Annotated in this window: 21 protein-coding genes and 1 pseudogene; 7 read left to right on the forward strand and 15 right to left on the reverse strand. The window is 74.1% G+C overall.

Features of this window, described 5'->3' with window-relative positions:
• Window positions 1-1,119: 30S ribosomal protein S1 (gene rpsA, locus VK640_04605; GenBank protein ID HTE72465.1), on the reverse strand; the 1,119-nt coding region annotated here is incomplete at its 3' end.
• A 249-nt stretch (window positions 1,120-1,368) separates the two neighbouring features.
• A complete protein-coding gene (locus VK640_04610; protein ID HTE72466.1) occupies window positions 1,369-1,497 on the reverse strand; it encodes a hypothetical protein in 129 nt (42 codons plus the stop codon).
• A gap of 152 nt (window positions 1,498-1,649) precedes the next feature.
• Here VK640_04610 and VK640_04615 point away from each other — a divergent pair, with 152 nt between their 5' ends.
• Window positions 1,650-2,441 carry a class I SAM-dependent methyltransferase gene (locus VK640_04615; protein HTE72467.1) on the forward strand — a complete coding sequence of 264 codons (792 nt, stop codon included), beginning with the start codon at window positions 1,650-1,652 and terminating at the stop codon, window positions 2,439-2,441.
• A gap of 10 nt (window positions 2,442-2,451) precedes the next feature.
• Window positions 2,452-3,396, forward strand: coding sequence for a UDP-glucuronic acid decarboxylase family protein (locus tag VK640_04620; GenBank protein HTE72468.1), 945 nt, complete (start codon window positions 2,452-2,454; stop codon window positions 3,394-3,396).
• A gap of 8 nt (window positions 3,397-3,404) precedes the next feature.
• Here VK640_04620 and VK640_04625 read toward each other — a convergent pair whose 3' ends face one another.
• The 4 genes from VK640_04625 to VK640_04640 all read right to left on the reverse strand — a co-directional run bounded on the left by VK640_04625 (window position 3,405) and on the right by VK640_04640 (window position 6,662).
• Window positions 3,405-4,343, reverse strand: coding sequence for a DUF3068 domain-containing protein (locus VK640_04625; GenBank protein ID HTE72469.1), 939 nt, complete (start codon window positions 4,341-4,343; stop codon window positions 3,405-3,407).
• Between the two features lie 105 nt (window positions 4,344-4,448).
• A complete protein-coding gene (locus tag VK640_04630; GenBank protein HTE72470.1) occupies window positions 4,449-5,006 on the reverse strand; it encodes an HAD-IIIA family hydrolase in 558 nt (185 codons plus the stop codon).
• Window positions 5,003-5,641, reverse strand: a complete 639-nt coding sequence (locus tag VK640_04635) for an SIS domain-containing protein (protein ID HTE72471.1) — start codon at window positions 5,639-5,641, stop codon at window positions 5,003-5,005. Before VK640_04635 ends, VK640_04630 begins: the two co-directional genes overlap by 4 nt.
• A complete protein-coding gene (locus VK640_04640; protein HTE72472.1) occupies window positions 5,634-6,662 on the reverse strand; it encodes a GHMP kinase in 1,029 nt (342 codons plus the stop codon). Before VK640_04640 ends, VK640_04635 begins: the two co-directional genes overlap by 8 nt.
• An 89-nt stretch (window positions 6,663-6,751) precedes the next feature.
• Between VK640_04640 and VK640_04645 the strand changes: the two genes are divergently transcribed.
• Window positions 6,752-7,984: an acyltransferase gene (locus VK640_04645; protein HTE72473.1), complete on the forward strand. Its 1,233-nt coding sequence runs from the start codon at window positions 6,752-6,754 to the stop codon at window positions 7,982-7,984.
• Between the two features lie 1,965 nt (window positions 7,985-9,949).
• Here VK640_04645 and VK640_04650 read toward each other — a convergent pair.
• Together VK640_04650 and VK640_04655 are read right to left on the reverse strand one after the other, a co-directional pair.
• Window positions 9,950-11,893, reverse strand: a pseudogene (locus VK640_04650) (alpha-(1->3)-arabinofuranosyltransferase family protein).
• Window positions 11,890-12,618, reverse strand: a complete 729-nt coding sequence (locus tag VK640_04655; protein ID HTE72474.1) for a class I SAM-dependent methyltransferase — start codon at window positions 12,616-12,618, stop codon at window positions 11,890-11,892. The pseudogene VK640_04650 and the gene VK640_04655 overlap by 4 nt, the downstream one beginning before the upstream one ends.
• A 99-nt stretch (window positions 12,619-12,717) precedes the next feature.
• Between VK640_04655 and VK640_04660 the strand changes: the two genes are divergently transcribed.
• Window positions 12,718-13,914 carry a glycosyltransferase family 4 protein gene (locus VK640_04660; GenBank protein HTE72475.1) on the forward strand — a complete coding sequence of 399 codons (1,197 nt, stop codon included), beginning with the start codon at window positions 12,718-12,720 and terminating at the stop codon, window positions 13,912-13,914.
• A gap of 41 nt (window positions 13,915-13,955) precedes the next feature.
• Here the strand turns inward: VK640_04660 and VK640_04665 are convergent, their stop codons facing one another.
• The 5 genes from VK640_04665 to VK640_04685 form a co-directional block, all read right to left on the reverse strand.
• Entirely contained in the window at window positions 13,956-14,129 is a 174-nt protein-coding gene (locus VK640_04665; GenBank protein HTE72476.1) for a hypothetical protein, read from the reverse strand.
• 62 nt (window positions 14,130-14,191) lie between these two features.
• Window positions 14,192-15,874, reverse strand: coding sequence for a hypothetical protein (locus VK640_04670; GenBank protein ID HTE72477.1), 1,683 nt, complete (start codon window positions 15,872-15,874; stop codon window positions 14,192-14,194).
• Window positions 15,871-16,713, reverse strand: coding sequence for a methyltransferase domain-containing protein (locus tag VK640_04675; GenBank protein HTE72478.1), 843 nt, complete (start codon window positions 16,711-16,713; stop codon window positions 15,871-15,873). Before VK640_04675 ends, VK640_04670 begins: the two co-directional genes overlap by 4 nt.
• A gap of 14 nt (window positions 16,714-16,727) precedes the next feature.
• Window positions 16,728-17,555, reverse strand: a complete 828-nt coding sequence (locus VK640_04680) for a glycosyltransferase family 2 protein (protein HTE72479.1) — start codon at window positions 17,553-17,555, stop codon at window positions 16,728-16,730.
• A gap of 4 nt (window positions 17,556-17,559) precedes the next feature.
• Window positions 17,560-18,411, reverse strand: a complete 852-nt coding sequence (locus VK640_04685; GenBank protein ID HTE72480.1) for a class I SAM-dependent methyltransferase — start codon at window positions 18,409-18,411, stop codon at window positions 17,560-17,562.
• Window positions 18,412-18,515: 104 nt separating this feature from the next.
• On the opposite strand from VK640_04685, the gene VK640_04690 reads away from it, so the two are divergent.
• The 3 genes from VK640_04690 to VK640_04700 are packed head-to-tail and all read left to right on the forward strand — an operon-like array spanning window position 18,516 to window position 20,948.
• Window positions 18,516-19,778, forward strand: a complete 1,263-nt coding sequence (locus VK640_04690; protein ID HTE72481.1) for a hypothetical protein — start codon at window positions 18,516-18,518, stop codon at window positions 19,776-19,778.
• A 49-nt stretch (window positions 19,779-19,827) separates the two neighbouring features.
• Window positions 19,828-20,160 (forward strand): hypothetical protein, encoded by a 333-nt coding sequence (locus VK640_04695; protein HTE72482.1) that lies wholly within the window; start codon window positions 19,828-19,830, stop codon window positions 20,158-20,160.
• A gap of 2 nt (window positions 20,161-20,162) precedes the next feature.
• On the forward strand, window positions 20,163-20,948 hold the full coding sequence (locus VK640_04700; GenBank protein HTE72483.1) for a methyltransferase domain-containing protein: 786 nt from the start codon (window positions 20,163-20,165) through the stop codon (window positions 20,946-20,948).
• Here VK640_04700 and VK640_04705 read toward each other — a convergent pair.
• Window positions 20,890-22,848 (reverse strand): acyltransferase family protein, encoded by a 1,959-nt coding sequence (locus VK640_04705; protein ID HTE72484.1) that lies wholly within the window; start codon window positions 22,846-22,848, stop codon window positions 20,890-20,892. The genes VK640_04700 and VK640_04705 overlap by 59 nt on opposite strands.
• Window positions 22,845-23,375, reverse strand: coding sequence for a hypothetical protein (locus VK640_04710; GenBank protein ID HTE72485.1), 531 nt, complete (start codon window positions 23,373-23,375; stop codon window positions 22,845-22,847). Before VK640_04710 ends, VK640_04705 begins: the two co-directional genes overlap by 4 nt.
• Window positions 23,376-23,517 lie beyond the last annotated feature (142 nt).

Consider the following 23,517-nt stretch of genomic DNA (forward strand, 5'->3'; position numbering starts at 1 on the left):
GTTCGCCTGCTTGAGCGACAGCGAGATCCGACGACGGTCCAGGTCGATGTCGATGACCTTGACCAGGATCTCGTCGCCGACCTGCACGACCTGCTCGGGGATCTCCACGTGGCGCTCGGCCAGCTCGGAGATGTGCACCAGGCCCTCGATGCCCTCGTCGACCCGGACGAACGAGCCGAAGGGCACCAGCTTGGTGACCTTGCCCGGTACGACCTGGCCGATCTGGTGGGTCCGGGCGAACTGCTGCCAGGGGTCCTCCTGGGTGGCCTTCAGCGACAGCGAGACCCGCTCGCGGTCCATGTCCACGTCGAGGACCTCGACCGTGACCTCCTGGCCGACCTCGACGACCTCGGACGGGTGGTCGATGTGCTTCCAGGACAGCTCCGAGACGTGGACCAGGCCGTCGACGCCGCCGAGGTCCACGAACGCACCGAAGTTGACGATCGAGGAGACGACGCCGGAGCGCACCTGGCCCTTCTGCAGGGTCTGCAGGAAGGTCGAGCGCACCTCGGACTGGGTCTGCTCGAGCCAGGCGCGGCGGGACAGCACCACGTTGTTGCGGTTCTTGTCCAGCTCGATGATCTTCGCCTCGAGCTCCTTGCCGACGTACGGCTGGAGGTCGCGGACGCGACGCATCTCGACGAGCGAGGCGGGCAGGAAGCCGCGGAGCCCGATGTCCAGGATCAGGCCGCCCTTGACGACCTCGATGACGGTGCCGGTGACGATGCCGTCCTCGTCCTTGATCTTCTCGATCGTGCCCCAGGCGCGCTCGTACTGGGCGCGCTTCTTGGACAGGATGAGCCGGCCCTCCTTGTCCTCCTTCTGGAGGACCAGGGCCTCGACCTCGTCGCCGACGCTGACGACCTCTGAGGGGTCGACGTCGTGCTTGATCGAGAGCTCGCGCGAGGGGATGACGCCCTCGGTCTTGTAGCCGATGTCGAGCAGGACCTCGTCCCGGTCGACCTTGACGATGACGCCCTCGACGATGTCGCCGTCGTTGAAGTACTTGATCGTCTCGTCGATGGCTGCGAGGAAGGCTTCCTCGTCACCGATGTCGTTGACCGCGACGTTCGGGGTCGTGGTGCCCGAGACCGGGGTGGCTTCGATGCTTGCCGTCATGTAGGAGTGGCTCCGTGGGTGGACAGAAGTCGTGACAGTGCGCCGACGGGCCCGTTTCGACGTGCCGGGACCCGGAACCTCTCGAGACGAGTGGCTGGGGAAGATCGACTCACCGAGCGACGGCCTGCTCCGTCCGAGGTCGCGCAGGCCCACAAGCGCACCGTGCAGCCTACGCTCCGGCGTGATCAGGGGTCAACGTGGGTCCGGCCCGCGCGCTGCCGCGGCCCCCGCGGCGCTGCGGGCGGCGGCTCAGCGGTGCGGGATGGTGCTGTGGCCGTCGTGCTTGTCCGCCTGCTTGGCCTTCTTCTCGGCCCGCTTCTCCTTCAGCGACTTCCCGGACTTCTTGCTGCTCGACTGACGCGGCGACTTGTCGGCCATGAGGCGCTCCCCACCGGCCAGGGCGCGCGGTGCGCCGAGGGGGGTGTGCTGCGACAGTACTGCGCCGGGGGCCGCACGACGCGAGGATTCGGGACGTGGACGACAGGGACGACGAGGCCGACGAGGCCGGGGGCGACGGCGTGGCGCCGATCATCCGGCGGGCGGTCGGTCAGGACGAGTCGGCCCGGGCGAACCGCTCGTGGTGGGACGCGGAGGCCGCGGCCTACCTCGAGGAGCACGGCTCGTTCCTTGGCCCGTCCCGCGGCGCGGCGGGCTTCGTGTGGGGCCCGGAGGGGCTGACCGAGGACGAGGCCGGCCTGCTCGGCGACGTGACCGGCGCCACGGTCCTCGAGGTGGGCGCCGGTGCGGCCCAGTGCTCGCGGTGGCTGCTCGCGCACGGCGCCCGGCCAGTCGCGCTCGACCTGTCGATCGCGATGCTGGCCGCCGGCCGCCGGCTGGCCGGCTCCCAGGGCGCCGGTCCCCCGCTGGTGCAGGCCGACGCCGCTCGACTGCCGTTCGCCGACCGGTCGTTCGACCTGGCCTGCTCGGCCTACGGCGGGCTGCCGTTCGTCGACGACTCGGCGGGGGTGCTGCGCGAGGTGGCCCGCGTGCTGCGGCCGGGCGGGCGCTTCGTGTTCTCGCTCGGCCACCCGATCCGCTGGTGCCTGCCGGACGACCCGGGCCCGGGCGGGCTCGTGGTGCGGGACTCCTACTTCGACCGGACGCCGTACGTCGAGCAGGACCCGCGTGGGCGGGCCACCTACGTGGAGCACCACCGCACCCTGGGCGACCGGGTGCGGGAGGTCACGGCCGCCGGGCTGCGGCTGGTCGACCTCGTCGAGCCCGAGTGGCCGGCCGACAACGACCAGACCTGGGGCGGCTGGAGCCCGCTGCGCGGCGCGCTGGTGCCCGGGACGGCGATCTTCGTGTGCGCGAAGGGCTAGCCTCCGCTGCGTGACGAGCGGACGACGGGTCCTGGTGACCGGCGGCGCCGGCTTCATCGGCAGCCACCTGTGCGCTCGCCTGCTCGACGACGGGCACGAGGTGCTCTGCGTCGACAACTACTACTCCTCGACCCGCTCCAACATCGAGCACCTGCTGCCGCACCCGCGCTTCGAGGTCGTGCGGCACGACGTGACCTTCCCGCTCTACGTCGAGATCGACGAGATCTACCACCTGGCCTGCCCGGCCTCGCCGGTCCACTACCAGCGCGACCCGGTGCAGACCACCAAGACGGCCGTGGTGGGCAGCATCAACATGCTCGGCCTCGCGAAGCGGACCAAGGCCAGGGTGCTGCTCACCTCCACGTCCGAGGTCTACGGCGACCCGGAGGTCCACCCCCAGACCGAGGGCTACTGGGGCAACGTCAACCCGATCGGCCCTCGTGCCTGCTACGACGAGGGCAAGCGCGCGGCCGAGACCCTGTTCTTCGACTACCACCGGCAGCTGGGGACCGACGTGAAGGTGGTCCGGGTGTTCAACACCTACGGGCCACGGATGCACGCGGAGGACGGGCGGGTGGTGTCCAACTTCGTGGTGGCGGCCCTGGCCGGCCGACCCCTGGCACTGTACGGCGACGGCTCGCAGACCCGGTCGTTCTGCTACGTCGACGACCTCGTCGAGGGCCTGGTTCGGATGATGCACACTCCCCCTGGCACGACGGGCCCGGTCAACCTCGGCAACCCGGACGAGTTCTCGATGGCCGAGCTGGCAGCGCTGGTGGCCGAGCTCACCGGGTCGGGCTCGCCGGTCGAGCACCGGCCACGGCCGCAGGACGACCCGGCCCGTCGGTGCCCCGACATCTCCCTGGCCCGCGGGCTGCTCGACTGGGCACCGACCGTGGGCCTGCGAGAGGGCCTGGCCCGGACGATCGTGTACTTCTCCGACCGGGCGGAGTGAGGGGTAGGTCAGCCGACGGCGGCCGGCTGGCGACGCCGGGCGCCTCCGACGTCGTCACCGTCCTCGTCGTCGCGCCGGGCCAGGACCGCGGCCGCGACGGCGCAGATGATGCCGAGCAGGAGGGCACCGAGGGGCACCCAGGTCCCGACGAGAGCCGCTTGGGAGCGGGCGTCCTTGGCCAGGTCGGCCTGCTGCTTCTGGGTGCGCGCGTCGAAGGTGAGCGTGACCTGGATCAGGGTCACGGCGTCGGCGCCGGCCTCGTCCTTCAGCACCTGGTGCTGCTGCTCCTGGCCCTTGACGATGACGCCGCTGAGCGGCTCCACCCAGACGGTGCGGGTGTTGTCGTAGTAGCGGGGAGCCTCGACGCTCGGCTCGTCCGAGCCGACGAGGTCGCCGGGGACGTCCAGCACGCCGATCTGCTGCGGCTCGACGCGCTGCTGGTAGCGGTAGACCGTCAGGCCCTGCAGCTTCTCACTGGCCTGGTACTTCATCGGCCGGGCGACCTTGGCGGTGGTGTCGAAGAAGGGGTACGTCGTCTTCTCGGCGTTGAAGGGGAACTTGTAGCTCAGGCCCTTGTGCTTGGTGGGGACGCCGTCGACGTTCTCGTTGCAGCAGTTGACCGCCTCGCCGGTCTTGCGGTCCCAGGCGACCCGGTCCGTCGTCGTGTTGATCATGTTGCCCTCGCTGTCGGAGAGCACCACCGACTCGTCCCAGACCCCAACGGTCTTCGAGCTCGCCGCCACGTCGCCGCGCAGGGTCCGGTGGGCCACCATGTCCACGTTCTCGACCTCCGAGAGCGTCGCCACGTCGAACCGGGTGCCGGTGCCAGGCGCGAAGCTCTCGGCGAACTGGTCCAACGGGGTGACCAGCACGTTCGGGAGGACGTAGAACCTGAGCAGCACCGCGATCGCGACCAGAAAGACAGCAAGCCCCGTCAGGACGTACACGGAAGCCCGCCTCATCCGGATCCTCTCCTCGCAGCGCGCCGCAGGGGGCGGGCGCCGATCGTGCGCGGAGAGTAGCAGCCTGCGACCGGCCCCGAGGACCTTCGGCTACCGGGCGGTAACCGTGTCCTCGTCGGGCCGGAGCAGCCAGTCGACGGCTGCCGCGAGGTCCGGCTGCACCGTCATGGCAGCGGTGCTCTCCGGCGCCGCCGCCGAGAGCAGGACACCGGGCACGCCGGCGGCCAGCCCGGCCAGCACGTCGGACTCGTTGTCCCCGACCACCACGGCGTCGGCGGGGCGCACCGAGGGCCGGTCGTCGAGGGCCGCGACGAGCAGCCCCGGCAACGGCTTGCGGCAGCTGCAGCGCTCGACGTCGTGCGGGCACACGTACCAGCCGTCGACTCGCGCGCCGGCCACGGCGAGCCGAGCCTCGATCTCGGCGTGCACCGCCTCCAGCGCGGTCCGGGTCAGCTCCCCGGTCGCGAGGCCGCGCTGGTTGGTGACCACGGCGACGTCGACCCCGGCGTCGTTGAGGAGCCGGACCGCGTCCTCCACCCCGGGGAGCAGCGTGACCTCCGAGGGCTCGACGACGTACCGCCGGATCGTCGACCGCACGTTGATCGTGCCGTCCCGGTCCAGCAGCGCGAGCCGCGGCCGCCCTCTCACGCCGGGTCGGTTCCCGACGCCTCGTCCGCGGCCTGGTCGGCAAGGGTCCAGTCGACGAGCTCGGCCCAGAGGTGGCCCCACAGGAGGTGCACCTCCTGCACCCGGGGCGTGCTGCTGGACGGGACCGCCAGGCAGTGCGTCACCGTGGGCCGCAGGTCGGCGTCGTCGGCGCCGCACATCGCCACCGTGACGGCCCCGCGCCGGCCGGCCTCGGCGAGTCCCCGGAGGACATTCTCGGACCGCCCGCTGGTGGTCATCCCGATGACGACGTCGCCGGGGCCGACGAAGGCCTGCACCCCACGCTCGAAGACGTGGCGGTAGCCGAAGTCGTTGGCGACCGCGGTGAGCCCGGGCGTGCTGTCGCCCAGGTGGACCGCCGGGAGGGCCGGCCGGTCACGCGTGCAGCGGCCCACGAACTCCGCGGCCAGGTGGGCGGCGTCGGCGGCACTGCCCCCGTTGCCGAAGAGGACCACCTTGCGCCCCTCGCCGAACGCCGCGACCAGGCCCTCGCCGACGGCCGCCACCTCGGCGACGAGGTGCTCGTCGGTGAGCCTGGCGGAGAGCTGGGCGTGATCGGCCAGCGCGGCGCGCACCAGCGGGGCCGCCCGGGCGCCCTCCTTGGGACGGTCAGCCATCGACCCGCCAGGTCCGCAGGCCGGTCAGGTCGAAGGAGATCTCGGAGACGCTGAGGCCCAGCTTGATCAGCGCCTCGGCGACGTGGTGCCGGTGGTTGAACGGGCAGTAGAACAGCATGTAGCCGCCGCCGCCCGCGCCGGTGACCTTGCCGCCCAGGGCGCCCTTGTCGAGGGCTGCCTGGTACGCCTCGTCGATGAACGGGGTCGAGATCCGCGGGGACATCCGGCGCTTCTGCTCCCAGGCCTGGCCGAGCATCTCGCCGAAGTCCGAGAGCCGGTTGCGCAGCAGGGCGTCCTTCATCTCCTGCGCCAGCCGCTTCTGCATCCGAAGCCCCTCGACCGCCTCGTCGTCGCCCCGGCGGTAGCGGTCGGTCTGGTCGTCGATGATGTGGTCGGACAGGCGGGTGCGGCCGGTGTAGCAGAGCAGGAGGTTGTGCTCCAGCTCGCTGACGGTGTCCGGGCCGATGCGCAGGGGGTTGACCACGACGTGGCTGCCGGCGAGCTCCAGGTAGTTGAAGCCACCGAACGTCGCGGCGTAGTGGTCCTGGAGGCCACCGGAGATCCCGAGGTCCTCCCGCTCGAGGACGTGCGCCAGGTGCGCGATCTCGTAGTCGGTCATCGTCTGCCGGTTGTGGTCCTGCAGCAGGCCCACCAGCGCGACGATCATCGCGGACGAGGAGCCGAGGCCGGACCCCGGCGGGGCGCTCGAGTGGAGGAACAGGTCGAAGCCGCCCCGGTCGCGGTCCAGCAGCCGGGAGAGGGCCGACTTCACCAGGTCCAGCCGGCCGTCCAACGGCAGCGGCTCGTCGATGCCGAAGTCGATCGACACCCCGTAGTCGACCGACTCGAGGGTGATCTGCCGGTCGTCCCGCGGACGCAGGGTTGCGTGGGCGTAGCGCGCGATGGTCGCGCTCAGCACCAGCCCGCCCTCGTCCTCGGGGAAGGGCGGCACGTCGGTCCCGCCGCCGGCGAAGCTCACCCGGAGCGGCGCGCGGGCGCGCACCAACGCCCTGCTGGTCACCAGCCTGCTCCCTCCGGTCCGCCGGTCTGCGGCGCATCACGGTAGCCGTCCGCCCGCCCGGCCGTGCGCGACGTGCCATCCTCCCGGCCATGGACCCGGTCGGCGCCACCCAGCGGCGGCTCCCCGGCGCCGTCCCCGCCCTGGACGGCGTCCGGGGCGCAGCCGCGCTGCTGGTCGTGCTCACCCACGTCGGCTACCAGACCGGGGAGACCTCCCGGGGGCTGCACGGAGCCCTGCTGGCCCGCGCCGACTTCGGGGTGGCCCTGTTCTTCGTGCTGTCGGGGCTCCTGCTGTACCGGCCGTGGGTCGTGGCCGAGGCGACCGGGACCGACGGCCCGGGGTGGGGGCGCTACTACCGGCGCCGGGCGGTCCGCATCCTCCCGGCGTACTGGGTCGCGCTGCTCGCGGTGCTCCTGTTGGCGCGGGGCGACGACGACCGCACCGTCGGGGACGTGGTCGCCAACGTGACCCTGACCCAGGTCTACGGCGGCGGTCACCTGCTCGCCGACTTCACCCAGACGTGGAGCCTGTGCACCGAGGTCCTCTTCTACCTGTTCCTGCCGGTCACGGCCGTACTGGTCCGGCGCGTTCCGGGTCCGGCCGCCCGGGTCGGCCTGCTCGGCTGCGTGCTCGCGGTCAACGTGGTGTGGACGGCGCTGGCGGCGACGGACGCGCTGCCGACCCTGGCGAGCACGTGGCTCCCGGGGCACGCCGTCTGGTTCGCGGCCGGCATGCTGCTGGCAGCGGTCGCCGAGGACGCCACCCGGCGGGCCGCCGGCCGCCCGGCCCGGTGGGCCGCGGACTTCGCCGACCGCCCGGGGACCTTGCTGCTGCTGGCCGCGGGGACGGCGGCGCTCGCCGTGACGCCGCTGGCCGGGCCCCGCACGCTGGCCCCGACCACGCCCGGCGAGAGCGTCGTCAAGGAGCTGCTGTACGGCGTCGTGGCCCTGCTCGTCGTGACCGCCGCACTCGTGGCGGCCCGGGACAGCCGGGTCGCCCTGGTGCTCGGGCACCCGGTGGCGCGTTGGACCGGCCGGGTCGGCTACGGCGTCTTCCTCTGGCACCTGCTCGTGCTGGACGGCGTCATGGCTCTGCTCGACACGCCGCTGTTCGGCGGGAACGCCCTGCCGGTCGCCGTGCTGACCGTGGCGGGCAGCCTGCTGGTCGCCTGGGCGTCATGGGTGCTGCTGGAGCGCCCGCTGCTCGATCGGCTCAGCCGCCCGGTGTCCACGCAGCGGGGCGGCGTCGGGCAGCGACGCCAGCAGCAGGACGCCGAGCAGGGCCAGCAGCCACCCGGCGAGGCCGCCCGCGAACGCCGCTGAGGTGACCGACCACACCGAAGCCAGGACCAGGCAGAGGCCGGCCGCCGGGCCCACCAGTCCCGGCCACCGGCGGCCGGTGACCACGGTGAGGGCGCCGAGCGCGAGTCCGGCCGGCCCGGCGAGCACCGTGCCCACGGCGGGCGGGACGACGTACCACAGCCAGCTCCGGCTGGTGGCCGCGACCAACGGCTCGCCCTGGGGCACGACCCGGCGCGCGGACCCGACCAGTCCACCGAGGAGGAGCAGCGCCAGCAGGCCCACGAGCAGCCCGGCCCGGTGCCATCGCCCCGGCGCGAAGTCCAGGCGTACGTCGACCGGACCACCTGCCGGAAGGACCCAGCCCTGCCGCCACCCGTCGACCGTGACCTGGCGCAGCCGCCGGCCATCGGCGGTCGCCCGCCAGCCGGCGTTGGCCCCCTGGTCGAGCACCAGGAGGGACGACGCACCGGGGCCGACCGCGAGCGACCGGTGCTCGGCCTCGTCCACCGTCATCCGGACCCGCCGTCCGGCCGCCGGTGGGACGGTGGCGCCGAGCGTGACCTGCTCGAGGGAGAGCAGTGGCGACGCCCTGGCCTCCAGCACCGGAGCACCTGGCGTCAGCGTCGGCCCGGGGCCGCAGGGCAGGGCGGGCAGGGCGGCCCCCGATACCAGCTGGGCGACGCTCGCGGTCGCCGTGAACGCCAGCGCCTGCTTCCCGACGCGCAGCTGCGGGCCGACCGGGCAGGGCACCTCCACCAGCGTCCGCGCGACGTCAGGCGTCCGGTCCAGCTCGCTCAGGCCGATGTCGACCACACGGATCGGCTCGGGCCGCTGGTCGGCAGCGCGGACGAACGCGAAGCGGAAGGTGCGCCCGGCCAGGGGCTCGATGGCCGTGCGCCGACTGCGACCCCCTACGGGCAACCGACGCTGCTCGCCACCGGCGGAGACAACGACGGCCTGCAGGCCCGACTCTCCCGCACGGTCCGTGCCGAGTGCCACCCGGGTGAGCACGGCCGGCTGCGTCAGCGTGACGGTGAGCGTCGGCGTGCTGTCGCGCGAGGAGGCGACCCACGCGGTCTCCGGGTCGCCGTCGAACGCCGCCCCGGGCCGGGCAGCCGGGTGGTCGACGACGGTGCTGCTCGCCCGCGCCCGGTAGCCGAGCGCCCGGTCCAGCGCCCGCGACAGCTCCGGTCCCGGAACCGGCCGGACGGTCGCCCGAGCGGCCACCGGCGCTCCCCTGTCGACCCGCAGGGTCCGCCGCCAGGTGGGCCCGTCCTCGCCGGCGCGGACCAGGTCGGGGCTGCAGGTCCAGGCCGGACCGACGTCCAGGCACCCGCCGCGCCCCGGCGACCTGCGGAGCACCCAGACGTCCGTGCTCGCATCGGCGCTCCGGTCCCGCGGCACGGCGAGGCTCTCCGGCACCGTGAGCCCGAGCACGTCGTCGACGGCGACGACGGCGCCGGTCGGACTGGTGAAGACCAGCCGGACCCGCCGGGTCGGCGCGGCCGGCGGGACGACGGTCAGGGTCCCGTCCGGTCGCCTGGTCGCGCGCCGCTCTCCCCCGTCGGTCACGACGCGCACGCCCGAGGGCACCGCCAGCCCGGTGCGCTCGCGCGCCACGACCGTCAGCCGGCCCAGCCGGTGCGGCCTCGGCCAGCGCACCTCCAGCCACCGCGGTCCCGGCACGTCGGACGTGACCCACGAGGTTCGTCCGTCGGCGTCCAGGGCGGAGGCGGGTCGGGTCCCGGCCCCGCGCCAGCCCGGTCGGGTCGGGTCGGCGGCGGTGGACGACGCGGACACCGCCGCGCCGCCGGCGTAGCGCGCGACCGTCTGGCGGACCGGCGGCGCCGGCATCAGGTCGCTCGCCGCGCGGTCGCCGCCCAGCTGCTCGGCGGCCCGGACGGTGGGGCCGTAGGCCGACCCGGGAGCGGCGCCGAAGTCGAGCCGCCGGCGGCGCAGCGTGTCGGTGTGCAGACCTGGCACCCGTCGTCCGTCGGCTCCGATCGTGGCGGGCACGGTCGCCCCGGTGGCCAGCCCCGCCTCGGCCCGGCCGAGGGCCGACTCCGGGCCGCCGGCGAGCCGGCGCGCCTCCCGCAGCGGCAGGGCCCGGACGCCGTCGACGTCATGAGGGCCGTCGACAACCCAGACCTCGAGCACCTGCCGCGGGGGTGGAGCGAGGCTGAGCCCGCCGACGAGGCCGTCCGACCCGGCGACCCGGGGGCCGAAGCCGACTGCCCGACGCAGGCCCGGGGACCCGAGGAGGCTGGCGCGCACGGCGGCGACCGGGTCCGCGACTGCCCGCGGGTCCACGTCGCCGCGCAGGAGGACCCGCCCGATGCCGGCGGCGGCGAGGGCCGGGCCGAGGGCGGCGGACGGCCGGCCGGCGGCGAGCTCCTCGACCACGCCGTCGAGCAGGCGGGTGGCTCCCGGCGCCCCGAGCGGCACGGCGTCCCGCAGCGCGAGGGAGGACCGGGTCAGCGCGACCAGGGGCTCGTCGTTGGTGTGCCCCCACCGGTAGTCGCCGAAGGCACTCGCCGGTGCAAGGAGGGTGCGACCTCCCTGATGCGCGTCCAGCCAGGCGGCGGCGCGCACCCAGTACGCCGGGACATGCTCGAACGGCGACCGCGCGGCGAGGTCGCCGCGGACGGCCGGAGCGACCGCGCCGACGAGGGCGAGCACCACCAGCGTGGCCACCGCCGCGACGACCGGGCGGGTCCCGGGCACGCCCCACTCGGCTGGTGCGTCCCGGGACGCCCGCCCCCATGCCCGGCGGACCACGCCCGGTCCGACCGCGAGCAGGTGCGCGAGCCCCGCTGTGACCGGCACCCGGACCAGCAGGTCGAGCTTGTGCACGTTGCGCAGCGGCGCGAGCGGGCCGTCGAGCAGGTCGCGCACCGCAGGGGCCAGCGGTCCGCGGTGCCCGACCGCCATCAGCACGGTCCCGAGCACGAGGGACAGGACGAGGAACCGCCTCTCCGGCAGGTCCCGGCGCGCCAGGCCCAGGACGCCGAGCGCCACCACCGTGCCGGTCGCAACCACGGCGACCGTCGCGGTGGCGAGCCACCACCCCGCTGGCCAGCTCGGCTCGCCAAGGCTCGGCGAGAAGGCCACCCAGTCGGAGGTGCCGCGCAGCACCTCGAGGAGTGCGGTCACCGAGGTCGTCACCCGGGCTGACTCGATGTAGTCGAGGAAGGGGAAGGCGAAGCCGGCGAGCACCACGAGCGGGAGCACCCACCAGGCGCAGGCCAGGGCGACCCCCAGGCACCACCAGGCGGCGAGCCGGCGCCGGGCCCTCCCTGCCCGGCGCGTGGCCAGCCACAGCGCAGGCGGCAGCAGCACGGCGAGGGTGGCGGCCGCATTGACCGCGCCGACGCAGGCGAGGGCGACCCCTGAGAGCAGACCGGCCCGCCGCGCCTGCCCCGCGTGCCGGCAGCGCACGAGCGGCAGCAGGACCCAGGGGACCAGGGCGAGCGGCCAGCTCTCCACCGAGAGGGCGCCGAGGGTGGTCAGCACCCGAGGGCTCAGGGCGAACGCGACCGACGCGACCATCCGGGTCGTCCAGGTGCCGACGCCGAGCGCAGCGAGCAGCCGCAGCATCCCGCCCCAGGCCACGACGAGCAGCAGCGCCCACCAGGCCCGCTGGACCACCCAAGCCGGGACGTGCGCGAGGTGGCCGAGCAGGAAGAACGGGCCCATCGGGAACAGGTAGCCGTAGGCCTGGTTCTGCAGCTGCCCGAAGCCGGTGTGCGGATCCCAGGCGAGCAGGGCGCGCCGCAGGAACGAGCCCGGATCGAGGACGAGGTCCAGCTTGGTGTCGGCGACGACCAGTCCGGGCGCCTGGGCGAAGGCGGCGGCGACCAGGCAGACGGCGACCGCCACCTCACGCACCCGCCGCACGCTCGCCGGGACGGCGACGTCGGCGGGCGTCATCGCCTTCGCAGCACGAGCAGCAGGTTCCAGGTGGCGATCTCGCGCAGCCCCGGGACCGACACCACGCGCCGCGCCCAGGACGGGTAGTAGCGCGGCCGGGCGTCCACCAGGTCGGCGTCGGGCTGGCGCCGCGCCCAGCGCAGGCCGTCGGCGACCGAGACCCGGAACAGGTTGGTGCCGACCCGGTGCTTGGGGGGCCGGCCGTAGTGGCGGATGTAGCGGTCGACCGCCCGCTGGCCACCGAGGTAGTGGAACGGCGAGGTCTCGTGACCGCCCCACGGCGAGAGCCAGTTGGTGTAGCTGAGGAAGACGAAGCCACCCGGGCGGGTCACCCGCACCAGCTCGTCCCCGAACGCTGCCGGGTCGCGGACGTGCTCCAGCACGTTGCTGGAGAAGGTCACGTCGACCGCGCCGGAGCGCACGGGCAGCCGGAGCCCGTCACCGACGGCCGCGGCCGTGCCCGGGAGCCTGGGTGCGCAGAGCGCTCCCGCGTCGGCGTCGAGACCTAGGTAGCGCGCACCCGCGCGGGCGAAGGCCTGGGCGAACTGCACCGGTCCGGCGCCCACGTCGAGGACCGTGCGCCCGGCCAAGGGGATGACCTCCTCGACGGTGCTGACGGAGTCGCGGGCGAGCAGCCCGTAGAACACCTCGGGCTCGGTCTGCTCCACAGCGAAGGCCCGCAGCAGGGCGACCGAACGGCGGACGCCGCCGGACCGCTCAAGCATGCTCGTCGAGGGTGGGCCGGACATCGCGGGGAGCCTATCGGCGGGGATCGGCCCCGTCGGGCCACTCCACCGGGACGGCACCGATTACCCTCCTGCCCCATGACCTCCCGCAGCGGCAGCCCCGTGCCGCCCCGGCTGCGGGTCCTCTTCCTGAGCTGGCGCGACCACGGGCACCCCGAGGCCGGCGGTGCCGAGTCGTTCCTCGACCAGGTGAGCCGGCACCTCGCCGCCGGAGGCCACGAGGTCACGGTGGTGACTGCCCGCTACCCGGGCGCCCCCGCCGACGAGGTGCTCGACGGTCGGCGGTTCCTGCGCCGGGGCGGGCGGTTCAGCGTCTACCCCTTGGGGCTGCTCCGGCTGCTGCGGCTGCGGCGTCGCTTCGACGTCGTCGTCGACGTGCAGAACGGCATCCCCTTCTGGGCCCCGTTGGCGGCCGGCGGCCCGGTCGTCAACCTGGTCCACCACGTGCACCGCGAGCAGTGGCCCGAGGTCTTCGGGCCGGTGCGTGCCCGGTTCGGGTGGTGGCTCGAGTCACGGGTGGCGCCCCGGGTCTACGCCGGCTCGCAGCACCTGGTCGTGTCGGTGGCCACCCGTAACGAGCTGGTCGGCCTGGGCGTGGACGCCGGGCGGACGACGGTCGTCTACAGCGGCCGCGAGCGGGCCGCGGAGCCGGTCGTCGACCGGTCCGAAGCCCCGTCCCTCGTGGTGCTCGGGCGCCTGGTGCCGCACAAGCGGGTGGAGCTCGCGATGGAGACCCTCGCCGCCCTCCGCGCGACGCACCCCGACCTGGTCCTGCACGTGGTGGGGCACGGCTACTGGCACGACGAGCTGGTCGCCCACGCCGACCGGCTCGGCGTGCGGGACGCGGTCCGGTTCCACGGCTTCGTCGACGAGGAGACGAAGAACCGGTTGCTCGGGTCTGCCTGGGTCAACCTGCTGCCGTCCCTCAAAGAGGGCTGGGGGCTGGCGATCATCGAGGCCGGGGCGCTCGGCCTGCCGTCGGTGGCGTTCCGGGAGGCGAGCGGGACCAACGAGTCGGTCCTCGACGGGGAGACCGGCTACCTCGTCGACGACCTGGGTCACATGATCCAGGTCACCGGCCGCCTGCTCGCCGACCCGGCCCTGTGCAAGGAGCTCGGAGAGGGTGCACGCGAGTTCGCGTCCGGCTTCTCGTGGGAGGCCACCGGCATCGCCGTCGAGCGCCTGCTGCGGTCGGTGGTCGACGCTCACGGCCCGGTGAACCTGGACGACGCGAGGGCCCGGCGCCCGGCCAAGGCCTCCGACCCCGCGGCGTAGGCCTCCGGGCCCGGCGCCCGGGCGGCTTCAGGCGGCCCGGGCTACGGGGTGTCGTACGTGATGAGCGGCTTGTTCACCGGCTCCGAGGGCACGGCCGTGCCGGCGACCACGATCGCGAAGGACCCGAGGCCCGCCACGAGGAGCCCGACGAGTGCGCTGAGGGCCAGGACCACCAGGGCGAAGCCGGAGTCGGCGGGATCCGTGCCGGACGCCATGCGGGTGCCTCCAGTGGTCGGTCAGCGGCTCGGTCGAGCGGTCTTGGTCGAGCGCCGCGAGCCTAGCAGCGGGGGCGCAGCCTCGGCAGGAGGACCGCGCCACCGGCCGCGAGCAGGGTGAGCCCGCCGATCGCCACCCCCACCGGCAGCGACCGGTCCGGCCCGGGCCGCACCGGGCCGGACACCCGCAGCAACGCCAGCCCACCTCGCTGCCAGACGGTGGGCAGGCCGGCCAGCCGCTGGCCCTGGCCGCCCGCGTCGGGCTGGTCCCGCTGCACCACCACGTGGCCGACGCCCTCGCGGGCCAGAACCGCGGCAAGGTCACCGGTCCCGGCCAGTGCGGCGCGAACGCGTGCTGCCCGCCGGTCCTCCCCGCCGACGACCTGCCCGGTGAGCGGCAGGTCGTCGTTGACCAGGACCTCGACGTCGAGGAACCGGGGCAGCGGGTCGAGCACCACGCGGTCCCCGTTCCACGCGTACCTCCGGTAGTACGTGAACGGGAACGACGCCACAGCCCCGGGGTGCTCGGCAGTGGCCCGGTCGACCTCGTCCCGCAGCGCCATCCAGGCGGCGGGGTACTGGACCGGCTCCAGCCGACCGTGCAGCCCCCACGCCAGGCTGGGCAGGACCGCCACGGGCAGCAACGGGAGCAGCCAGGCACCGGGGCCCATGCGCGACGCAGCGCGCTGGGTCGCCATGCCGGCGCAGACGGCGAGCGGCACCAAGGCCAGCGCCAGGAACTTCTGCCCGTCGCGGACGAGGCCGCCACCCGGCACGTGCACCACCAGGACACGGACCGCCGCGTCGAGCCCGGGCGTCGCACCGGCCAGGGCCAGCAGGAGGCCGAGGGCACCGACGGCCAGCGTGGCCGAGCCGGCGCCGCCCGCGTGCCGGCGCCACGGGCCGGCACCGGCCACCACCGCCGCGACGACGAACAGGAGGGTGCTCCCCGCGAGCAGCCACTCGGCCCGCTCGGCCGGCCACACCGCGGAGTCCCAGATCCCCCCGGTGGTCAGCACGCTGCCCAGCACGCCGAGCGGCGTGTCGGCCGCGGCCGCGAACGCGGCCACCCCGCCTGGGTCCGCGCGCATGGAGCCGGCCTCGCGCAGGGCGGGCACCAGCCAGGGGGCCGCAGCGCCCACCGTGGTGATCGCGGCCCAGCCCGCCGCCGGCAGGCGGTCCCGCCAACCGGGACCGGCCAGCAGGACGAGCACCATGATCGAGACGAGCACGAGCGCGGTACTTCCCGCCAGCCCGGTCAGGGCGATCACGAGGCAGAGCACCGGCACCGCACGGGGCTCGCCACGGCGTACGGCCTGCGCCGCTGCCACCGCCCAGGGCAGCGCGGCGAGGCCCAGCAGGAAGCCCCAGTGCCCGATGGCCAGGCGCTCCAGGACGTAGGCGTTCCAGCAGTACGTCGTCGCGCCGGCGGTCGCGGCGAGCGGTGTGGGCAGCAGTCGCCCTACTCCCCAGCCGGCCAGGACGAACGCGGCCAGCAGCAGCAGCTTCTGCACCACGTCGCCGGGCAGGACGGTCGAGGCGAGCACGACGACGAGGTCGTTGGGCACCGAGCGGGGCACCGACCCGTCTGTCCCGAGGACGGCGGCGGTCAGCGGCTGGTCCGGGACGAACACCATGTCGTACGCCAGGAGGTATCCACCTGCGAGGCCCGGCCCGAGCGCCAGCAGTCCGGTCAGGAGTCCGACGATCGCGCCAGCGGCGCCCGACCGGCCCAGCGGCGTCATCCGGCGGCCGCGGGCCGGCGGGCCGAGATTTCGATGACCGGGCGGGTCGAGGGAACCACCAGCCTCGCCACGAGCACGGCGGGCGCGGTGAGCGCGACCAGCAACCGGACCGGCGCCCGTGACAGCACTCCTCCGGCCGGGAGCCGCCGCCACCCCACGGCCCGCGCGCAGCTGGCCGCATCCGCCGCCAGGCTGTCGAGAAGGAGCCTGCGCACGTGCACGTCGACCAGGCCGGCGTCGGACAGCAGCCGCCGGGCCGAGCGCGTGGTCAGCAGACGCAGATGAGTCGGGTCCTCCCACATCCACCAGCGAGCCCGGTAGCCCTTCAGCGCGGCACCGTCAGCGGCCGGAGTCACCAGGACGAGGTGACCGCCCGGGCGGAGCAGGTCGTGGCAGGCGCGTGCGAAGCCGCACAGGTCGGTGACGTGCTCGACGACGTGCACGCCGACGACCAGGTCGTTGCCGCCCGGCCACGTGCCGGTGCCGACCGGTCGGTCGCTCAGATCGCCGGCGGAGGAGACGGCCGGGTCGATGTCCGTCCCGAGCATCCCGGGGTCGGTGCCGGCGACACGGACCCCGTCGTCGAGGAACCGGCGGAGCAGTGCGCCCGAGCCGAACCCGATCTCGAACACCCGACCGCCCGCCGGCACCAGTCCGCGCAGCCGACGGTAGGTGGCGGCGAGCCGCCAGCGGTCGAGCCCCGGGTCGCCGCCGTATGCAGGCGACCGCGCACCCGCCGGCGCCCGGTCCAGGTCCCGCGCGACGGTGCCGCACGCCGGGCACCGGTCGACCGTGTTGCGGGAGTCCATGCGCCACGGCGCGGTGGTCGTGCCGCACACGCCGCAGGTCGACATCACGGCCGGCGTAACCGGGACGAGCGGGCAGCACCCGCGACGTAGCCGGCGAGGTAGCCGGCGGCCTCCATGCTCCGGAGGACGACGAGACCGAGCCCGTGCACCGGGTCCGAGAGCAGCCGACGGCGGTGCCGGACGAACGCCCGCACGGTGGCCGCTCCCTGCGCCCGCACCGCGCCGGGGTTGGCCGCGGCGAACGCGGGCAGCGACTCGCCGTAGTAGACCCGCTTGCGCCACACGGACGGGAGGGTGAGCCGGCCCTCGTCGTGGTCGATCACACCTGTGGCGTGGGAGACGACGACTCCTGCTGCCCCGAGGCGCAGCCGGAGGTCGGCGTCCTCCGGGCCGGCCATCGTCTCGTCGAAACCCATCTCGGCCAGCAGGTCACGGCGCAGCAGCCGAGGGTTGAACAGGGAGGCGTCGTCCAGGTAGCACGACCGCTCCAGCGCACGGCAGGCGGTCCAGAACCCCTCGCCGACGGTCGTCTCCGGGATGGAGACCGCTCGCGCACCGTCGCGACGCGCCGCGGCCAGGGCGCTGCTCACGACGTCCGGCCGCAGCAGCATGTCGGCGTCGATCCACAGCACCCACTCCCCGGTGGCTTCCATGACGCCGCGGTTGCGCTGCGCACTGCGCTCCGGACCGGCGGACAGCACGACGTCGGCGTGCCGCTCGGCGATGGAGACGGTGCCGTCGGTGCTCGCGTTGTCGACCACGACCACCTCGAGGGGCTGGTGGTCCTGGGCCCGCACCGAGCGCAGGCACGCCTCCAGGGTGCGCTCGACGTCGCGCGTCGTCACGACGACGGAGACCAGTGGCTGGGTCACCTGATCAGCCGAGCACGTCGTCGGGTGCGTGCGTCGGGACCCTGGTGCCGCCGTGCAGGTAGATCTTGGCCACCAGGCGCGTCACCCGCGGGTGTCGAACAAGCACCCGGTAGGCGAGGGAGCGAAGAGGGGCGAGCAGGCCCAGGTGAGCCCACCGTCGCCAGACGACTTCCCAGCCGCTCGGCACCACCCAGTCGGGCGGACGCTGCCAGGCCAGCACGACAAGCCCGTTGCACCAGCGCGGGTCGAAGTCGGTCGAGACCGTCATCTCTGCGACCACGTGGTAGCCGGGGTGCCGCTTCAGGTAGGCCCTGGTCGCAGACCGCACCTGCGGCCACGACCAGTCGTCCACCAGGACCAACGAACGCTCGGCGAATAGGGGCTCGGCCAGCGCCAGACCGAGGTACTGCGCGACCCGGGAGTGGGCGCCGTCGTAGAAGTAGACCCCGACCGGCGCCGGCACAGACGAGCGGTCCAGTCGACGGAAGGCGTCGCCGACGACGAGCCGAACCCGGTCGTCCACGCCGAACTCGCGCAGCGTGTTCTCGACCGCGATCCGGGCCTGCACCGGGTCCACGCCGAACTCGGCGAAGCTCTCGATGGCGACGGCCTGCCGCCCAGGATGGTCGAGCATCGCGCCGACGACCGACCGGCCTCGGTAAGACCCGACCTCGAGGTAGCACTCAGTCTCGCCCAGCCCGGCGACCGCCAGGTCGAGCACGGTGAGCGCGTGCTCGGTGGTCATGCCCGGCACCCGCTCGACGACGGCGGCCAACCGACGATCGACCGGGTGCTCCGCGTTGGCGTCACCGTCGAAGCGCCGCGGCAGCTCCGCGGCGAAGGCCTCGACGTCCATCACGCTCCTCGGTGGCCGGTGCCGAGGGCGCACCTTACCTGTCGGCGGGTCCGATCCGTCGGGGCTCCGGCTAGCCTGGCGAGCCACCGCTGGCGAGGAGGGGCATGGCCGAGCTGCTCGGGGCTCCTGCGAGTCCGTCGGCGACAGCCGTGCGTCGCAGCGGCGCCGCGCTGGCGGTCGCCACCGTCGTGTCGAACCTGCTCGGCTATGCGTTTGCCATCGTGCTCTCCCGGTCGCTTGGTCCGGGAGGTTACGGCGCACTGGCATCGCTGCTCGCACTGGGACTGATCGGCAGCGTGCCGGCGATCGCGCTCCAGCTCCTGGTCGCCCGCGAGACGGCCGAGGCCCCTGGCCGGTCTGCCGACTGGGTGCGCACCTCGGCGGTGCTCGGACTGACGTTCATGGTGCTCGTGTGGCTCACGGCGCCGTTCGCGACCGCCTTCCTGGAGCTGTCGGGGCCGGTCCCGGTGCTGTGGCTGGGGGTCACGCTGTTGCCGGTCACGGTGACCGGCGCGCTGCAAGGTGTCCTGCTCGGGGCCCGGCGGTACGGCGCGCTGGCAGCGAGCTACCTGCTGCTCTCCGGGCTGCGCCTCGCAGGTGCCGGCGTCGCGGCGCTGCTCGGCTGGTCGGTCTCGGGGGCGATCGGAGCGGCCGCCGTGGGCACGGCGCTCTCCGCGGTGGCTGTGGCGAGGATCACGACGGGCGGAGGCGCCCTGCCCCGCACTCGTGCCGGCCGGGGAGACGGGCCGCGACAGCACGTGCGGCTGCTGGTCGCAGCCGCGTCGGCCACTGCGGCGATCCTGCTTCTCACCAACCTCGACGTGGTGCTGGCGCGGCACTACCTGCCCGCCGAGGAGTCCGGTCAGTACGGTGTCGGCGCGCTCTTCGCCAAGGCCGCGTTCTGGGCGCCGCACTTCCTGGCCGTCATGGCCTTCCCGATGTTGGTGGCCCGCGGCGGGCGGCGCCGATCGTTGCTGATCACCACGGGGCTGACGCTGGCGATCGGGGCCGTCGTCGTGCTTGGCGCGCTGCTCTTCGCCGGCCCGCTGCTGGAGCTTACTGTTGGCACCGCCTACGCGCGCGGGGCCGAGCTGGCGCCGCAGTTCGCCGTCCTCGGGGTGCTCGCCGCACTGCTGCAGCTGCTGCTGTTCGCTGGTCTGGCCCGACGCACCCGGCGGGCCGAGGCCTTCGTCTGGTCCGGCATCACCGTGCAGGTGGTGCTGGTCGCGGGGTGGTTCCACGGCAGCGCCGAGCAGGTGCTGGCCACCTCGATCGCGGTCTGTGCTGCCCTGGTGGCGGTCATCGTGGCCGACGAGCTGCGGCCCGGCGCCGCCGCGTGGCGCGCGGCGGCCGGGACGCGACAGTAGGCTCACGCCGCCCGGCGCCGGCCGGGCTCCAGGACGGAGGTCTTCCCGCGTGGTGACCGTGCCTCGTCCCGGCCCCGTGTCGCTCGCCACGGGGTCGCGAGTCTGCGAGCTGCTCGGCCTGCATCTGCTGACGGTGGCCGCCTACCTCTACTGGGTGCCGACCGGTACCACGCCGCTTCCGGACGGCTTCCCCGCTGGGTGCGGGAGTGCCGCGAACCCGCCGTCCCAAGCGCTCGGTCGCGCTGTCTGCGGCGTGGCCAACGACGTGCACCGGTCGCGGGCGGCCCTGGCAGCAGTGGGCGGCTCCGTGGTGCTGATCGTCGTCGGGCCAGCGCTGTTAGGCGTACGGCGGCGCGACGACCGCTCGCCCTCGGCCGGTTAGACGTGGACTACCGCGCCTACTACCGCTCCAACGTCACCTACGTCGAGCACGACGACGAGCGGCTCGACACGATCGTCGACATCGTGGCTCGGCGTCGGCCAGCCGCCACGCTGGACATCGGGTGCGGCACCGGTTGGCTGGCGCGCCGGCTCGGCGACGCCTCGGGAACGGCGGTCACCGGTGTAGACGTGCTGCCGGCCGTCCGGGCCGAGGGCTGGACCTACGTCGTCGCCGACGTCACACGCCGGCTGCCCTTTGCGGACGGCTCGTTCGACTGCGTGGTAGCCGGCGAGATCATCGAGCACGTCCCTGACCCGGACGCGGTGCTCGAGGAGCTCTACCGGGTGACGACGCCCGGCGGCACCCTCGTCGTGTCGACGCCGAACATGGTGTCCTGGGCCAACCGGCTGCTGGTCCCGATGGGCATCCAGCCGCTCGGCACCGAGACCAGCAGCGTGGTGGCCCTGGGCCGGCGGCTCAGGGTGCTGGGTCAGGGCAACCGGGTGCAGGGGCACCTCAAGGTGTTCACCCACCGCGCCCTGGCCGAGATCCTGGACCGTTACGGCTTCGAGGTGACCGAGCGGCACGGCATGCCGGCCGAGTTCCCCTTCCCGGTGTCGCTGGTGGACCGATTCTTCACCCGGTTCGTGCCGCTGTCCTCGGACCTGCTGTTCGTCGCCAACCGGCGGGCCAGCCACCGGCCACCGGATGCCCCGGCGCAGTACGTCGCTACCCAGCGGCGCTGGAGGTCGCGGCCGGTTCGGCGATCCCGTTCGGAGCGGAGCTGACGGCAACGTCCACCAGCCGTGGGCCCAGCCAGCGCCAGACCAGCCGCACCCCCTGCGGCGTGAAGTGCAGGCCGTCGGACCGCAGCGGGTCGACGCCGCCGAACGAGTTGCTGTAGCCGTCCGCGCAGAGGTAGCCGTCCAGGTCGAGCAGCCGCACCGCGCTGGCGTGCCGGTCCGCGTAGTCTCGCTGGACGTCGTTCAGCCACCGGATCCGGCTGGCGTCGTTGATGACCGCGGCGTTGCCGCTGAGCCCGGTGTCAGGTACCTGGTGGCAGGGCACTGTGACCAGCACCACGGGCCGGCTGCCTGCGCCTCCCAGCTGCAGCACCCGGGTGTCCAGCTCCTGCTCGAGGAACCCCCTGTACGCCGGTGTGCCGAACCGCACCGTTCCACCGGGCAGGTCGCGGTCGAACTGTTCCCCGATGCCGAGCATCAGGACCGCGACGTCGGGCTGGTACGCGGCCACCTCCCTGGGCCACCGCCGATCGAGCTCGTCGCAGCTGCCCTGCAGCGGCTCGACCCGTCCGTCGACCACGACCGGGGCGGCGATGAGGCCGCAGCCGAGCTCTGTGGTGCCGCGAACCTCGATGCCGTCGCCGGGGCGGTCCCGATAGCCGCTGGCCAGACCCCACGCCACCGAGTCACCCAGCACGTAGACCTTCCGGTCGCCGGAAGCGGCCGGCACCGCGGTGAGCTCGTCGGCCCACGAGGGTGTCGGTCGCGGCGCGCCGGCCGTGACCGCGACGGCGAGCACCAGGAGCGCCGTAGCCGACGCGGCGACCGCAAGCCGTGGGTCGACCCGTGGAAGCAGCCGGGCGAAGGTCCCGCGCCTCACCGGCTGCTCCAGCAGGAGGTAGGACGCTGCGGCGATCGCGAAGGTGACTAGGAGGCGGGTCAGCAGCAGCGCAGCGCCGGAGAGCCCGGTCCGCGTTGGGTCCAGCACGACATACACCGGCCAGTGCCAGAGGTAGAGGCCGTAGGACAGCAGGCCCACGACCCGCAGCGGTGACGACCCGAGCAGCCGCGCGGCGCGGGAGCCTGGCGGCAGCTGCCTGGCGGCCACCACGAGGACCGCGCACACGACCGCGACGAGGAGGAAGCCGCCCCGGTAGAGCCACGGCGACAGATCGCGGCTCAGGACCGCGAGGGCGACGAAGACCGCCAGTCCGGCCGCCGCGGCCCACCCCGCCCACCGGTCCCAGGCGGAGGGCAGCCCGAGCACCAGCACGGCCGCCAGGGCACCGACGAGCAACGCCTGTGCCCTCGTGTCGGTGCCGTAATAGACGCGCGACGGGTCGACCTGCGGGTCGTGCAGCAGCGACATCGCAGTCGCCGAGGCCACCGCTCCGGCAGTCAACGCGGCCGCGAGCCAGCGCGTCCGGCCGCGGCTCAGCGCCAGCCAGCCGATGAGCAGCACCGGGAACAGCAGGTAGAACTGCTCCTCGATGCCGAGCGACCACATGTGCCGCAGCGGCGAGGGGTCGGCGTACTGAGCAAAGTAGGAATCGTGACCGAGGGCGGCCCGCCAGTTGGCGACGTAGGCGACGGTGCTGACGACATCGAGCCGCAGCGGGTAACGCTGCAACGGCTGGGCCAGGACCGCGGCGTAGCCGCAGACGGCGACCAGCACCACGACGAGAGCCGGGAACAGCCGGCGGGCCCGGCGCAGCCAGAACCGGCCGAGGTCCACCCGCCCGGTTCGTGCGTGCTCGGTGAGCAGCAACGTCGTGATGAGGAAGCCGGAGAGCACGAAGAACAGGTCGACCCCGAGGAAGCCGCCCTGCGCCCAGCCGACCCGACCGTGGTAGAGGAGAACAGCGACCACCGCGACGGCGCGCAGGCCGTCCAGTGCCGGGACGTACGGCAGGGAGCCGCCGTTGTCGACCGCGGCCTTGCTCACGGGGCTCGCCGCTCGTCGCGCCAGACCCCGAGACAGAGCAGCAGAACGGCGCACGCAGCAGTCCGCCCCGGCCACGGGTTGGCGGCCACCAGCTCCGGGGTGACCTCACCCCACCGCGAGATGTTGCCCAGGACGAACAGGACCGGCGTCGCGACCACCAGCGCCAGCGCGGCCAGCAGGAGCAACCGGGGCGGCGGCGGTCGCCAGGCGTGCCAGCAGGCGACGGCGAGCACGACGGCGCCGACCAGCAGACCACCGAGGAACCAGCCGAGGGCTGCCGCCACGACCCAACCGGCAACGGCGCGACCAGGTCGGACGCCGATTCCCGTCGGCCGGCGGTCCGCGACGGGCAGCGGCTCCGGGACTGGTTGGGGCCGCCGGCGCAGGGCGAGGTAGAGGCACAGCAGCACACCGGCGACCGAGAGGGCCAGCCCGGCCGTGGCGCGACGCTGCGGCGCAAAGCTGATGTCGAAGGTGTGGCGGCCCACTTCTTCCACGACCCAGGCGGCCGAGTACCCATCGGCCACAACGGGCCGTCCGAGCGATCTTCCGTTGAGCCGAGCGGTCCACCGGGCGTCCCAGTTCTGCCCCAGGACGAGCAGTTGTGGCCCCGGGGGAAGCACGGCTGTGACCCGCCAGTGTGAACCGGACAACCTCTGCACCCGCGTC

The sequence above is a fragment of the Actinomycetes bacterium genome (genome assembly GCA_035489715.1).
Classification (GTDB): Bacteria; Actinomycetota; Actinomycetes; order JACCUZ01; family JACCUZ01; genus DATHAP01.

Bases quoted from the DNA above. Each gene is read 5' to 3' on its own strand.
- VK640_04610 (HTE72466.1), bottom strand. From the start codon at position 1,497: ATGGCCGACAAGTCGCCGCGTCAGTCGAGCAGCAAGAAGTCCGGGAAG.
- VK640_04635 (HTE72471.1), bottom strand. From the start codon at position 5,641: ATGGCTGACCGTCCCAAGGAGGGCGCCCGGGCGGCCCCGCTGGTGCGC.
- VK640_04645 (HTE72473.1), top strand. From the start codon at position 6,752: ATGGACCCGGTCGGCGCCACCCAGCGGCGGCTCCCCGGCGCCGTCCCC.
- VK640_04655 (HTE72474.1), bottom strand. From the start codon at position 12,618: ATGCTTGAGCGGTCCGGCGGCGTCCGCCGTTCGGTCGCCCTGCTGCGG.
- VK640_04660 (HTE72475.1), top strand. From the start codon at position 12,718: ATGACCTCCCGCAGCGGCAGCCCCGTGCCGCCCCGGCTGCGGGTCCTC.
- VK640_04665 (HTE72476.1), bottom strand. From the start codon at position 14,129: ATGGCGTCCGGCACGGATCCCGCCGACTCCGGCTTCGCCCTGGTGGTC.
- VK640_04670 (HTE72477.1), bottom strand. From the start codon at position 15,874: ATGACGCCGCTGGGCCGGTCGGGCGCCGCTGGCGCGATCGTCGGACTC.
- VK640_04685 (HTE72480.1), bottom strand. From the start codon at position 18,411: ATGGACGTCGAGGCCTTCGCCGCGGAGCTGCCGCGGCGCTTCGACGGT.
- VK640_04690 (HTE72481.1), top strand. From the start codon at position 18,516: ATGGCCGAGCTGCTCGGGGCTCCTGCGAGTCCGTCGGCGACAGCCGTG.